The sequence below is a fragment of the Peribacillus sp. FSL M8-0224 genome, assembly GCF_038003055.1.
In the GTDB taxonomy this organism is placed as follows: Bacteria; Bacillota; Bacilli; order Bacillales; family DSM-1321; genus Peribacillus; species Peribacillus frigoritolerans.
The window spans coordinates 3272967-3287103 of record NZ_JBBOOJ010000001.1 but is presented as its reverse complement, the minus strand read 5'-3'; the positions used below and the strand labels follow the sequence as shown (position 1 = coordinate 3287103).

Sequence of the window (14137 nt, the reverse complement as noted above, 5' to 3'; positions counted from 1 at the left end):
GCCTGGGATGAATTCCTGCGTCCATAATCAGGGTGGTACCGCGAGTCAACTCTCGTCCCTGTTTTTGGGATGGGGGTTTTTTGTGTGCTCAAAATTACATAATTTTTATAAGGAGGATATATATGAAGTATTTAACTGGTGCTCAAATCCGCCAAATGTATTTAGACTTTTTTAGTGAAAAAGGACATAACATCGAACCGAGTGCGTCATTGGTTCCTCATGAAGATCCATCATTGCTTTGGATCAATTCCGGGGTGGCGACGTTAAAGAAATATTTTGATGGACGGGTGATTCCTGAAAATCCAAGGATTACGAATGCTCAAAAGGCGATCCGAACAAATGATATTGAAAACGTGGGGAAAACGGCACGTCATCATACGTTTTTCGAAATGCTCGGAAACTTCTCCATTGGTGAATATTTCAAAGAAGAAGCCATCACATGGGCATGGGAATTTTTGACCGATGAAAAATGGATTGGGTTCGACAAAGATAAATTGGCTGTGACGATCCATCCTGAAGATGATGAAGCATTCGAACTTTGGAATAAGAAAATCGGTGTTCCTGCTGAAAGGATCATTCGCCTGGAAGAAAACTTCTGGGATATCGGGGAAGGTCCAAGCGGTCCGAATACGGAGATTTTCTATGACCGCGGACCAGCATATGGCGATGATCCGAATGATCCGGAACTATATCCGGGCGGGGAAAATGAACGTCATCTGGAAGTATGGAATCTTGTATTTTCTCAATTCAACCATAATCCGGACGGTTCTTATACACCGCTTCCAAAGAAAAATATCGATACAGGGATGGGCCTTGAACGTATGGCTTCCGTCGTTCAAGATGTGGCGACGAACTATGATACAGATTTATTCATGCCAATCATCCGCGCAGTCGAAGAGATATCCGATGTGAAATATGGTGTTGATACAGAAAAAGATGTGGCATTCAAAGTCATTGCCGACCATATTCGTACGGTAGCCTTTGCAGTAGGTGACGGGGCTCTTCCATCCAACGAAGGCCGCGGTTATGTATTGCGCCGTTTACTTCGCAGAGCGGTTCGATATGCTAAGCAAATCAACATCAACCGACCATTCATGTTCGAGCTTGTGACGGTCGTCGGTGAAATCATGAAAGACTTCTATCCTGAAGTCCTCAAGAATAAAGAATTCATTGCAAAAGTAATCAAAAATGAAGAGGAACGCTTCCATGAAACCCTGAATGATGGACTGTCCATCCTTTCTGAGGTCATTAAAAAGGAAAAGGAAAAAGGCAATACGACCATTCCGGGCAGCGATGCATTCCGTTTATATGACACATATGGCTTCCCGATTGAGTTAACGGAAGAATATGCAGAAGAAGAAGGCATGACGGTCGATCAAGCTGGATTTGAAAAAGAGATGGATGCTCAGCGTGAACGTGCCCGTTCAGCTCGTCAAGATGTTGATTCCATGCAAATTCAAGGTGGGGTATTGGGCGATATTAAAGTTGAAAGTGAATTTGTCGGATATGATCAAGTTGCTGTCGAAGCCAAAGTTGCTGCCATCATACAAAATGGCGAGCTTGTAACGGAGGCACAAGAAGGAGAAGAAGTTCAAGTGATATTGGACAAGACTCCTTTCTACGCGGAAAGCGGCGGACAAATAGCCGATATAGGAACGATGGCCAGTGAATCGGTGAAGGTCGATGTCCTTGATGTCCAAAAAGCTCCTAATGGTCAAAATCTGCACCGTGTAACAGTTACTGCCGGCACATTAACAGCAGATTCCCATATCGTTGCTGCGGTAAATCAAGAAAATCGCATCCATATCACGAAAAACCATACAGCGACGCATCTTCTGCATCAAGCGTTGAAAGATGTGCTTGGTACACATGTCAACCAAGCGGGTTCACTCGTACAGGCTGAGCGCCTTCGCTTCGATTTCTCTCATTTTGGCCAGATAACGGCGGAAGAGATTGAACAAATCGAAACGATTGTAAATGAAAAGATTTGGCAAAGCTTACAAGTGAATACGGACTATAAAAACATCGAAGAAGCCAAGGCTATGGGCGCAATGGCCTTGTTCGGCGAAAAATACGGCAAGATTGTACGTGTCGTTCAAATAGGCGATTACAGCTTGGAACTTTGCGGCGGTGTCCACGTTCCAAATACAGCGGTGATCGGCTTATTCAAAATCGTTTCCGAAAGCGGCATCGGTGCAGGGACTCGCCGTATAGAAGCGGTAACGGGTGCCGGGGCGTACAAATTGATGACCGATCAAATTGGTGTCCTGAAAGATGCGGCTGCTAAATTGAAAACGAACTTGAAAGACGTACCTTCAAGAATTGAAACGGTACTGGCTGAAGTGAAGGATCTTCATCGTGAAAATGAAAGCCTTACTGCAAAATTAAGTAATATTGAAGCAAGCAGCCTTGTTTCTAACGTAAAAGACGTAAATGGTGTTCAAGTATTGGTGGCGAAGGTTCAAGCTACCGACATGAATAATCTGCGTGCCATGGCGGATGATTTGAAACAAAAGCTCGATTCTGTCATTATCGTATTAGGTTCTGCCCAAGGCGATAAAGTCAATTTAATTGCCGGGGTGACCAAGGATTACATCGACCGCGGTTTCCATGCTGGTAAATTGGTCAAAGAAGTTGCTTCCCGTTGCGGCGGTGGCGGTGGCGGACGTCCAGATATGGCCCAAGCCGGCGGAAAAGACCCTGAAAAATTGGACGCAGCACTTAATTTTGTTGAAGAATGGGTCTTATCGATTTCATAATCAATGGAAAGTGTTGTACAATGTAGGTAATAGTGGATTTGGACGCTGAGGAGAGGTGCATGTTAATGAGTTCCTTTGATAAAACGATGAAATTTAATTTTCCCGAAGAACCATTCGAAAGAGATGTACAAGAAGTATTGTCTCAAGTGTATGTTGCACTTCAGGAAAAAGGTTATAACCCGATAAACCAGATTGTCGGTTATCTATTATCTGGTGACCCGGCCTACATCCCGCGCCATATGGATGCTCGAAACATTATTCGTAAGCTTGAACGCGATGAAATCATCGAAGAATTGGTTAAATCGTATCTTAAGAACCATCGAGAGGAATACTAATGCGCACAATGGGACTTGATTTGGGTTCAAAAACCATCGGCGTTGCCTTGAGCGACGCGATGGGTTGGACTGCACAAGGATTGGAAACGATCAAAATTAACGAAGCTGGAAATGACTTCGGCTTTAAACGCCTCAATGAAATTATAAAAGAGCATGATGTTTCTAAAATTGTCCTCGGTTTACCTAAGAACATGAATGGGACTGTTGGACCGCGAGGCGAAATCAGCCAAGACTTCGCTAAACGATTAGAAAACAAATTCAATCTGCCGGTGTTTCTCTGGGATGAACGGTTGACAACTATGGCGGCTGAACGTGTCCTTCTTGAGGCGGACGTGAGCCGAAGCAAACGCAAGAAAGTCATTGATAAAATGGCAGCTGTCATGATTCTGCAAGGATTCTTGGACAGACAAACAAATTCAATATGAGGTGAATACAAATGGAACACGGCGAAAACAACATTACAGTAGTAGATGAAAACGGAAACGAGCAGCTTTGCGAAATCCTTTTCACATTCGACTCAGATAAATTCAACAAATCTTATGTACTTTACTATCCGATGTCTGCAGAAGATGAAGAGGAAGAAATTGAAATCCACGCTTCATCATTCGTACCGAGCGAAGATAATAAAGATGGTGAACTTACACCGATCGAAACAGAAGAAGAGTGGGACCTTGTCGAAGAAATGTTAAATACATTCCTTGACCAAGAAGAAGCTGAAGAAGAATAAAAGAAAAAAACCGGCCCCTAAAGGTCGGTTTTTTTTTTGAAAAGAGACTCAATCTAAAATTTAATAACAAAATTGATTGGAGCGGGTGTGCGAGACTCCTGCGGGTAAAGCGTGTCAAGGGAGACCGCTGGCGGAAGTCGCGTAAAGCGAGTGCTTGGAGTGGAAATCAAGTCCACAACCAAATAATATTTCATGGTTCGGGTTTTGACCGTCATTCCGAGCCACTTTTTTAGACAAAAGGGTGTCAATCTGAATTTTTTCACAAAGTTGATTGGAACGGAAGGTTCGAGACTCCTGCGGGAAAAGCGTGTCTAAGGAGACCCCGCAGGCGGAAGCCGAGGAGGCTCCCGAGACCGCCCGCGGAAAGCGAGTACCTGGAGTGGAAATCAACGTTCAATTTGTACAAACCCGTAAAAAACTGTAGACATGAAGGTGTTTTTTTCATTTATGTACCAGTAACCCCTTATCTTTTCTTTGCTAATAAAAGCATAAAAGTAGCGAACGGGCCCAAAAATAATGATAGCAAGAACCAGTTCAGCGCCGTTCTATTTTTTCCTTGAGCAAGTCCCCCAACCTACAAAATAAGACTGATCCAACTCCTCCACACCTTTCCTTTCCTCAAATCATTATGGCATTCCTATATGAATATTTCTGTAATTCCCTAAAATGCCAACATATGCAGGAAACATTTTAAGCTGAGTATAATTAAAACAAAGTTGATTGGAGCGGGTGTGCGAGACTCCTGCGGGAAAAGCGTGTCTAAGGAGCCCCGCAGGCGGAAGCCGAGGAGGCTCCCGAGACCGCCCGCGGAAAGCGAGTACCTGGAGTGGAAATCACCGTTCATATTGCACAAACCCATAAAAAACTGTAGACATTAAGGTCGGCTTTTTCATTTATGTACCAGTAACCCCTTATCTTTTCTTTGCTAATAAAAGCATAAAAGTAGCGAACGGGCCCAAAAATAATGATAGCAAGAACCAGTTCAGCGCCGTTCTATTTTTTCCTTGAGCAAGTCCCCCAACCTACAAAATAAGACTGATCCAACTCCTCCACACCTTTCCTTTCCTCAAATCATTATGGCATTCCTATATGAATATTTCTGTAATTCCCTAAAATGCCAACATATGCAGGAAACATTTTAAGCTGAGTATAATTAAAACAAAGTTGATTGGAACGGGTGTGCGAGACTCCTGCGGGAAAAGCGTGTCTAAGGAGACCCCGCAGGCGGAAGCCGAGGAGGCTCCCGAGACCGCCCGCGGAAAGTGAGTACCTGGAGCGGAAATCAAATCCACCACCAAATAACCTTTCATGGTTCAGGGTTTGAACATTCCGAGCCACTTTTTTAGACAAGAGGGTTACAATCTGAATTTTTTATAAAAATTTTATTGGAACGGAAGGTCGAGACTCCTGCGGGAAAAGCGTGTCTAAGGAGACCCCGCAGGCGGAAGCCGAGGAGGCTCCCGAGACCGCCCGCGGAAAGCGAGTACCTGGAGTGGAAATCAAATCCACCACCAAATAACATTTCATGGTTGGTTTGGAACATTCCGAACCACTTTTTTAGACAAGAGGGTTACAATCTGAATTTTTTTATACAAAGTTGGTTGGGGCGGGTGTGCAAGACTCCTGCGGGAAAAACACATCAAAGGGAGTGCCTGAAGCGGAAATCAATATACCCTCAAAAAAACTTTAGACAAAGATATCACTATTTTCCTATTAAATAATACCTGTATATTGACAAAACTAGTGCGTTTTTGCCATAAATAGAGTATTGATGAATGTAGTTTTACAAAAAACATGTAATTATTTGTTGATTTTAGTATAATGTTCGAAGCAAAGATTAATTAGAGAAAAAGCATCATCTAGAAACCATTCTGTAGTTGGTGTGAGTTTGCAGGGGGAATGAACATGGATGAAAAAGATAAAAATCTATCTAAAAAGGAACATATCCGAATGAAATTGTTAGAACAGCAAGGAGAAGCCAAGCTGGTTCGTAAAATCATCATGATTACGATCGCTTCGCTTATTGTACTAATTGGGGTAGTTGGTCTTGTGGGCTTTTTATATATCAACTCAGCCATGAAACCAGTCGATCCGGATGATGACACCATCAAGAAAGTGAAAATCCCGATCGGTTCTTCCGTTAACGGAATTTCAACACTGCTTGAAGAGCAGGGAATAATCAAGGACGCACGCGTATTCAAATATTATATTAAATTCCGCAATGAATCCGGTTTTCAGGCAGGGGAGTATAAATTATCACCTTCGATGCCGATTGAAGATATTGTCACAAGCATCAAAACCGGAAAACTCATGAAGGAAGCGGCAATGAAGATAACGATTCCTGAAGGGAAGCAGCTAATCCAAATTGCCGATATCATCGCGGGGAAGACGGGTGAAGATCCGAAAAAGGTCTTCAAGAAATTGAATGATAAGAAGTTCGTTCATTCCATGCAAGAGCAATTTCCGCAGCTATTGACCTCGGAAATTGAAAATGAAAAGGTTTTATATCCGCTTGAAGGGTACCTTTTCCCAGCAACTTATGACTTTTATGAGGAAAAGCCGACCCTGGAATCGATCGTCATCGAGATGCTGAAGAAAACCGAAGAGACATTGCAGGCTTACGAGGGCCAAATGGACAAGAACGATTATTCCGTACACGAGATGCTGACCTTCGCTTCGCTTGTCGAAGAAGAGGCGACGGCACAAGTCGATCGCGGAAAGATAGCTTCCGTCTTTTACAATCGTATCGAGGAAGATATGCCGCTTCAAACGGATCCGACCGTTTTGTATGCGAAGGGTTCACATAAGAGCAGGGTATATTATAAAGACCTTGAGGTGAAGTCCCCTTATAATACGTATAAGAACAAGGGGCTGCCGCCAGGGCCGATTGCAAATGCCGGAACGACATCGATCGATGCGGTATTGAAACCTGAGAAAACGGATTACCTGTACTTTTTGGCAACACCTGAAGGGGAAGTCCTTTACTCAAAGACCTTGGATGACCACAATAACAAAAAGGCAGAGCATATTTCCAATAAATAAATAAAAAAATGCAAGGACACTGAGGGGGGAGAGATATTACTTTCCCCTTGTTTTTATGATAGAATAGTACAAGTGAATTTTTGATCCGATTCTTATCGGTGACGTAACTCGGCGAATGCCGGGTTTTATTTTGAAAGATAAGGAAATGTAGATCGTCAAGCATACTTGTTTCAGCTCCTTTTGAAGAAATTGTTCATCAATTTTTTCATGTTACTGACCAAGCGCTTTTGTTTTTCCTTATAAATGGAGGAAACGTTTTGAACGGAAAAATAGAACAATATCTTCATTCCTTAATTCCGGAGCGTACGGGTTTGCTTAAGGAGTTGGAAGATTTTGCGATGGAAAATAATGTGCCGATCATGGAGCCCGAAGGAATTGAAGTGCTGCTTCAGATTTTAAGGCTTCATCAGCCAAAGGCGATATTGGAAGTAGGTTCGGCAATTGGCTATTCGGCCATAAGGATGGCTGAGACCCTTCCGGAAGCAGAAATCGTCACACTTGAACGGAATGAAGCCCGTATTGAGCAGGCAAGGGCTAACTTCAAGAAGGCGGGACTGTCGGAAAGGATAACCCTCATTGAAGGGGATGCCCTTGAAGCGGGACCGAAAGTGATGGAGCATGGCCCGTTCGATATCATCTTCGTTGATGCAGCTAAAGGGCAGTACAAGCGATTCTTTGAACTGTTTGAACCATTCCTTGCTGATGCTGGCATTATCATTACTGACAATGTTTTATTCAAAGGCTTGGTTGCCGAAAACATTGAAGAAATGGAAATGACGAGAAGAAAGCGAGCTCTTATCAAAAAAATCAGAGACTTTAACATCTGGTTACATGACCATCCCCATTTCGATACCGTAATTTTGCCGATTGGTGATGGTGTGGCCATCAGTAAACATAGAGGTGACAAAAATGAAAAAGCCTGAATTACTCGTGACTCCGACAAGTGTCGATCATATAACAGAACTCATCGATGCTGGCGCTGACGCCTTCGTCATTGGCGAGCAACGTTATGCGTTAAGGCTGGCAGGGGAGTTCAATCGTGAAGATGTAGAGAAGGCGATTGAGCTTGCACATGCCGCGGGCAAGAAAGTGTACGTATCCATGAACGCCATTTTTCATAATGAAAAAGTGGACGAGCTTGAAGGGTATGTTACATTCCTTAAAGAGGCTGGTGCCGACCGGATCATTTTCGGTGATCCCGCAGTCTTGATGGCTGTCCGTGCCGTGGCACCTGATATGCCCCTGCACTGGAATACGGAGATGACGGTAACGAACTGGTACACATGTAATTACTGGGGAAAACGCGGTGCTGTCCGTGCCGTTGCTGCCCGTGAGATAAGTCTGGACGAGATCGTGGAAATGAAGGAAAATGCCGAAGTGGAGATTGAAGTGCAAGTGCATGGCATGACATGCATGTTCCAATCGAAGCGTACGCTCCTAGGTAATTACTTTGAATACCAAGGCAAGGCATTGGAAGTGGAAAATCGGAAGGAACAAAGAAATATGTTCTTGCATGATAAGGAACGCGAAAATAAATACCCGATTTATGAAGATGAAAATGGTACACATATCATGAGTCCGAATGATATGTGCATGATTGATGAACTTCAGGAATTGATTGAAGCGGAAATTGATTCACTGAAAATCGAAGGGTTACTGCAAACACCGGAATATGTCATTGAAATGACAAAGTTATATCGGGAAGCGATTGACGTATGTGCTGAAGACCCTGACCGCTATGATGATATCAAATCGGAACTTTTTGAAAAAGTCAAAGCGGTTCAGCCGGATAACCGTGAGTTGGATACCGGGTTCTTCTTTAAAGAATCGGTTTATTAAAGAAAAGGGTAAGAGAAAGAGGAGGAATAGCCTTGAATGCTATTGCTGATAAAATTTCCAAGATCGTTGATGGAAAGAGAGTCATTGTAAAAAAACCGGAATTGCTGGCTCCGGCCGGCAACCTGGAAAAATTAAAAATTGCCGTCCATTACGGCGCGGATGCCGTGTTCATTGGCGGTCAGGAATATGGTCTTCGTTCCAATGCCGGTAACTTCACGTTTGAGGAAATGAAGGAAGGCGTCGAATTCGCTAATAAGTATGGTGCCAAAGTATATGTAACTACAAATATCTTCGCACATAATGAAAATATCGATGGTCTGGATGAATACCTGGAAGGTCTTCAGGAAGCAGGGGTTCATGGTATCATCGTCGCCGATCCATTAATCATCGAAACCTGTAAAAGGGTCGCTCCGAAAGTCGAGATCCATTTAAGCACACAGCAATCGCTATCGAACTGGAAGGCTGTTCAGTATTGGAAAGAGGAAGGCTTGGAGCGTGTTGTTTTGGCACGTGAGACGAGTGCTGATGAAATCCGTGAAATGAAGGAGAAGGTCGATATCGAAATCGAGGCTTTCGTTCATGGGGCCATGTGCATTGCCTATTCCGGACGCTGCACCCTTTCGAACCATATGACGGCGCGTGATTCGAACCGGGGCGGCTGCTGTCAGTCTTGCCGTTGGGATTATGATTTATATGAGTTGGATCAAGATGGGGAAAAGGCTTTATTCGATAAAGAAGATGCTCCATTCGCAATGAGTCCAAAAGACTTGAAACTGATTGAATCACTGCCTGGCATGATTGAAATTGGCATAGACAGCTTAAAAGTCGAAGGAAGAATGAAATCGATTCATTATATTGCAACGGTTGTCAGCGTGTATCGTAAAGTGATTGATGCGTATTGTGCCGATCCTGACAATTTCAAAATTAAACAAGAATGGCTGGAAGAGCTTGATAAGTGTGCGAACCGTGAGACGGCATCATCGTTCATGGAAGGGGAAATTCCTGGGTATAAACAGCAAATGTTCGGGAATCATACCGTAAAGACTCGCTTCGACTTCGCAGGATTGGTGCTTGATTACAACGAGGAAACTAAAATCGTCACCATGCAGCAACGTAATTTCTTCAAGCCTGGGGATGAAGTGGAATTTTTTGGACCGGAAATCGAAAACTTCACTCAAAAAATCGGTACGATCTGGGATGAGTCAGGTAAGGAGCTGGAGGCAGCCCGCCATCCGCTTCAAATTGTCCGCATTCAAGTAGATAATAGAGTTTATGTGAACAATATGATGCGGAAGGAGAATTGATATGACAAGAAAGAAACCAGTGGTCATCGGAGTTACCGGAGGGTCGGGATCAGGTAAAACAAGTGTTACCCGTTCCATTTTTGAATTCTTCCAAGGACATTCCATCTTGATGATCGAACAAGATTATTACTATAAAGATCAAAGTCATCTGCCTTTTGAAGAGCGCCTGAAAACGAACTATGATCATCCGCTTGCATTTGATAACGATTTGCTAATCGATCACATTAACGCTTTGCTGCGCTATGAAACGATAGAAAAACCCGTTTATGATTATTCGATCCATACGCGTTCGGAAGAAGTCATTACAGTTGAGCCCCAGGATGTCATCATCCTTGAAGGGATTCTTGTATTGGAGGATGAGCGCCTCCGAGACCTGATGGATATGAAGCTATATGTCGATACGGACGCAGACCTGCGGATCCTTCGCCGGATGACCCGTGATATTAAAGAACGCGGCCGTTCCATAGATTCCGTCATCGAACAATACATCAGTGTCGTCCGTCCGATGCATAATCAGTTCATAGAACCGACGAAGCGTTATGCCGACATCATCATACCAGAAGGCGGTCAGAACCATGTGGCGATTGACCTTATGGTGACAAAAATTCAAACAATCCTTGAACAAAAGTCTTTTTTGTAATAACATAGCATAAATAATGATAGGTGCCATTTTCCTCCGTTTATTTAAAAATCCCATTTATTTAATGGGAAAGACTGGACAAATGTTGGAAAACGCAATACTCTATTCTTGATACAGAACGAACCGGCTGCTCACCGCAGTCGGTTTATATACTAAGGAACGGATTGTTTCTTAGTATCGAAGCGCGACTTTTTAAGTCGCGCAATTATATATTTTGACTCGATTTAGGGTTAAGCACGATATAGTACATAAACTTGTCACAGCGAATGCTTGCTGTAAAGAATTTGAAGGAGTGAAGGGTTTTGGCAATTGAAAAAGAGTATCCAATGACTAAAGAAGGTAAGTTAAAGCTTGAACAGGAACTGGAACAGTTAAAAACGGTTAAACGTAAAGAAGTGGTGGAAAGAATCAAAATCGCCCGCAGTTTTGGGGATCTTTCCGAGAACTCAGAATACGATTCCGCAAAAGAAGAGCAGGCTTTCGTTGAAGGACGTATTACAACAATCGAAAACATGATCCGCAATGCAAAAATCATTGAAGGCAATGATTCGAATACAGATACAGTTTCACTTGGAAAATCGGTAACATTCGTGGAACTTCCAAATGGTGATGAAGAAACATATTCCATCGTAGGAAGCGTTGAAGCGGACCCATTCGAAGGAAAAATCTCCAATGATTCCCCGATTGCGAAAAGCCTGATAGGGAAAAGGGTCGGCGACAAGGTATCGATCATGACACCTGGCGGCGAAATGAGCGTCAAGATTGTATCCATCGACTAAATAAAATGCAAAAGGGGATGTCCATCGGGGCATCCTCTTTTTTATGGAAAAGTGCCGCGTTAAATTTGTTCATAATTGTTTAAAAATTCGCACCTCGTCAACAATGGTTACCGAGGTGTATTTTATGAAAAAGAAACGAATGAGGTTGCTGGCTCTTTTTTTGACCGCTTTCATGCTGATGCTCATAGGCAGGCTTGCCTACATCCAACTTGTATCGACAGAATCTTTTTCAAAGCATGATGTGAACCTGTTGGAAGCAAGCGTGAATCAACGTTCACAGATATTAAAGATTGATGATGGACGCGGAAAGTTCTATGACAGAAATGGAGAACCGCTAGCACATGAAGAAATCCCGACACTCGTCCTTTTTCCATTTTTGAAAAAAATGACATGGCCCATAGATGAAGTGGCTTCGATAATAGGAAAATCGGAAGCGGAGTTAAAACGGGCGATAGAAGAGGCGGATGAACCATTCGTATTTGGCGGGGATGAACCGATAGAGTTGACGTCCAGCCAATCGAAGGCAATCAATGAATTGAAGATTCCCGGGGTCTTTGCCGTGAATGAGAAATTATATCATGATCAAACGCCAGCAGCACAATTGATCGGAACGACGAACATATCTGATGCGGAAAAGAAAAAACGTTATCCGGACATGAATTTATCTCCTGAAACGAAAATAGGCAATACGGGACTGCAAAGGACCTTCGATGAGTTCTTGCTTTCCGCTGGGGAATCGAAGCTCGTTTTTCACGTGGACGCCAGCGGTGGACCAATGTTCGGTGTCGATGTTAAATATGTGGAACCTGCAAATCCGCTTTACCCGGTGAAGGTCATGACGACGATCGATAAAGAAATTCAGGAGAAAGCGGAGAAGCTAGTCGATGAACGCGGGATAAAAAAAGGCGGTCTCGTACTGATCGATATCGAAAAAAGTGAAATCGTCGCCATGGTATCACGTCCGGCGCTTAATATAAAAGATCCGAATGGCGAAGGGGCCGTCAATATGATGCTGACTCAAAAAACGCCGGGTTCCGTCTTTAAAACGGTCACGGCAGCAGCGGCCATCGATTATGAAGCGGCCAGCCCCACCCGGACATTTAATTGTAATTTGACGATAGACGGCAAAACGGATAAACAGAGGGAACTGGGCGTACTTAATTTTGAAAATAGCTTTGCCCAAAGCTGTAATAGGACGTTTGCCGAATTGTCACAGGAAATAGCCGAGAAGGATCCGGACTTTTTGGACAAATATGCAAAAATGTTAGGGCTGGTTGGTGAAACGGGCTGGCAAGGGGACGTATATCACACGGGAGTCACTCAGCTGCATCATGAGCAAACAGGAAAGGTCTGGCATGATGACGATTTGAAAAAAGATCCCAAAATGGTTGCCAAAACGGCAATTGGCCAGCAGGATGTCCAAACGACGCCGCTCGCGATCGCGAATATGATGGCAACGATTGCCCGCGGCGGCAAGAAGGAACAGGTCAAAGCCGTTTCCAAGGTCGAATTCAACAATAGTACGACCGTAGTCGATTTTCCCAATCAAAGTATTGGCGGGGAGACACTGTCTCCATATACGACGATGAAGATGCAGCATCTTCTTAGGAAGGTCGTGACGGAAGAGAAAGGGACGGGCGCTTCCTTGAGAGATTTGCCTGTGGAAGTCGCCGGCAAGTCCGGGACAGCACAGACCAATATCGAAAAAGGGGAGCTCAATAAATGGTTTGCAGGCTACTTTCCATATAAAGATCCCAAATATGCTCTTGTTACCGTAAGTTTTGAAACGAAGGAAAACAGTTCCAGCATGACGCCTCTTTTTTCAGATATTGTAAAAGTCCTGTACTCGAAGGACCAGGACAATAGCGAGAATTGACGAAAAGTGTAGGAAACCCTTCCCTTCTATCTCTGGCTAAATCATGTTAAAATGAGGCAGTAAGAAATGGTAAGGGGAGGAATGGACCTTGGGCTCACGTTTCAATCAGAGAGATCAAAAAAGAAAAGTAAATAAAATATATAATATTGCAATCACCATCGTTTCCATTTTAATCGTCATTGTCGCAGTCTCGATTTTCTTAAGTGATGATGGCACCGATTCAAAAAAAGCCACGACTGAACCAAAGCAAGTCGCCGAGACAGAAAAAGGGAAAGTAGTGGACAAACCTTCTGGCAAAGAGGAAGAAACGGATTCAGAGAAGGAAGACGCAGTAGGTGATAGTGAAGCAAAAGAAGAAGATGCCGAAAAAGAAGATAGTAAAGCAACAGAGGAAGATGCAGAAGAGAAGGCTGAAGATGATGCAAATCCAGAAAAAGCAGGAGATGCCGAACTTGTGGAAGTGGAAGGCAGCGGCGATGGCAATGTTGCGTCTACATATACAAGTGAGAGTTGGAAACCAGTAGGAACGGAGCAATCCGGGGAGCACACTACCAGCTTCGAAAAGGGCTCGGTCGATTGGAATGAAATGAGTAAAGCGATAGCAAGCGGAGCTGGAATCGATGAAGGCAACATGAAGCTATGGTGGCTGCAAAACGGCGGTTCGTCGACCACGGCAATCGGTACGGTTTCTGAAGGAGACAACCCTAAAACCTTCCGGGTTTATATTGAATGGGTGGACGGATCAGGTTGGAAACCTGTAAAAGTCGAAGAGCTGAAGACAAACGATAAAAGGTAATGTTCAGAAAAAATGTATAAATGAAAAAACCCCCGAAAGG

The 14137-nt window shown here is 43.7% G+C and carries 12 protein-coding genes; all 12 read left to right on the top strand.

The annotated features are described in order from the left end of the window. Positions 1–122: 122 nt before the first annotated feature. The 12 genes from alaS to MKX49_RS15715 all read left to right on the top strand — a co-directional run bounded on the left by alaS (position 123) and on the right by MKX49_RS15715 (position 14097). Complete coding sequence (gene alaS, locus MKX49_RS15770; RefSeq protein ID WP_161922358.1) at positions 123–2759, top strand: alanine--tRNA ligase; 2637 nt, start codon at positions 123–125, stop codon at positions 2757–2759. A 65-nt stretch (positions 2760–2824) separates the two neighbouring features. Further along, entirely contained in the window at positions 2825–3094 is a 270-nt protein-coding gene (locus tag MKX49_RS15765; protein ID WP_034311358.1) for an IreB family regulatory phosphoprotein, read from the top strand. Then, complete coding sequence (ruvX, locus tag MKX49_RS15760; RefSeq protein ID WP_340876955.1) at positions 3094–3519, top strand: Holliday junction resolvase RuvX; 426 nt, start codon at positions 3094–3096, stop codon at positions 3517–3519. Before MKX49_RS15765 ends, ruvX begins: the two co-directional genes overlap by 1 nt. 11 nt (positions 3520–3530) lie before the next feature. After that, the gene (locus MKX49_RS15755; protein ID WP_034308630.1) at positions 3531–3821 is read left to right on the top strand and encodes a DUF1292 domain-containing protein; all 291 of its coding nucleotides are present in this window, start codon (positions 3531–3533) and stop codon (positions 3819–3821) included. 1905 nt (positions 3822–5726) lie between these two features. Beyond that, positions 5727–6863 carry an endolytic transglycosylase MltG gene (mltG, locus tag MKX49_RS15750; protein ID WP_445670130.1) on the top strand — a complete coding sequence of 379 codons (1137 nt, stop codon included), beginning with the start codon at positions 5727–5729 and terminating at the stop codon, positions 6861–6863. 257 nt (positions 6864–7120) lie between these two features. After that, the gene (locus MKX49_RS15745) at positions 7121–7786 is read left to right on the top strand and encodes an O-methyltransferase (RefSeq protein ID WP_034308624.1); all 666 of its coding nucleotides are present in this window, start codon (positions 7121–7123) and stop codon (positions 7784–7786) included. Then, a complete protein-coding gene (locus MKX49_RS15740) occupies positions 7773–8702 on the top strand; it encodes a peptidase U32 family protein (RefSeq protein ID WP_096337753.1) in 930 nt (309 codons plus the stop codon). Before MKX49_RS15745 ends, MKX49_RS15740 begins: the two co-directional genes overlap by 14 nt. Positions 8703–8734: 32 nt before the next feature. Then, positions 8735–10006 (top strand): peptidase U32 family protein, encoded by a 1272-nt coding sequence (locus MKX49_RS15735; RefSeq protein ID WP_034308621.1) that lies wholly within the window; start codon positions 8735–8737, stop codon positions 10004–10006. A gap of 1 nt (position 10007) precedes the next feature. Further along, complete coding sequence (gene udk, locus MKX49_RS15730) at positions 10008–10646, top strand: uridine kinase (protein WP_034308619.1); 639 nt, start codon at positions 10008–10010, stop codon at positions 10644–10646. Between the two features lie 302 nt (positions 10647–10948). Further along, positions 10949–11425 (top strand): transcription elongation factor GreA, encoded by a 477-nt coding sequence (gene greA / locus MKX49_RS15725; RefSeq protein ID WP_034308617.1) that lies wholly within the window; start codon positions 10949–10951, stop codon positions 11423–11425. A 124-nt stretch (positions 11426–11549) separates the two neighbouring features. Further along, the gene (locus MKX49_RS15720; protein ID WP_340876952.1) at positions 11550–13301 is read left to right on the top strand and encodes a peptidoglycan D,D-transpeptidase FtsI family protein; all 1752 of its coding nucleotides are present in this window, start codon (positions 11550–11552) and stop codon (positions 13299–13301) included. 88 nt (positions 13302–13389) lie between these two features. Next, positions 13390–14097: a YrrS family protein gene (locus MKX49_RS15715; RefSeq protein WP_340876950.1), complete on the top strand. Its 708-nt coding sequence runs from the start codon at positions 13390–13392 to the stop codon at positions 14095–14097. Positions 14098–14137: the final 40 nt, after the last annotated feature.

Bases quoted from the DNA above. Each gene is read 5' to 3' on its own strand.
- alaS (WP_161922358.1), top strand. From the start codon at position 123: ATGAAGTATTTAACTGGTGCTCAAATCCGCCAAATGTATTTAGACTTT.
- MKX49_RS15765 (WP_034311358.1), top strand. From the start codon at position 2,825: ATGAGTTCCTTTGATAAAACGATGAAATTTAATTTTCCCGAAGAACCA.
- ruvX (WP_340876955.1), top strand. From the start codon at position 3,094: ATGCGCACAATGGGACTTGATTTGGGTTCAAAAACCATCGGCGTTGCC.
- MKX49_RS15755 (WP_034308630.1), top strand. From the start codon at position 3,531: ATGGAACACGGCGAAAACAACATTACAGTAGTAGATGAAAACGGAAAC.
- mltG (WP_445670130.1), top strand. From the start codon at position 5,727: ATGGATGAAAAAGATAAAAATCTATCTAAAAAGGAACATATCCGAATG.
- MKX49_RS15740 (WP_096337753.1), top strand. From the start codon at position 7,773: ATGAAAAAGCCTGAATTACTCGTGACTCCGACAAGTGTCGATCATATA.
- udk (WP_034308619.1), top strand. From the start codon at position 10,008: ATGACAAGAAAGAAACCAGTGGTCATCGGAGTTACCGGAGGGTCGGGA.
- MKX49_RS15720 (WP_340876952.1), top strand. From the start codon at position 11,550: ATGAAAAAGAAACGAATGAGGTTGCTGGCTCTTTTTTTGACCGCTTTC.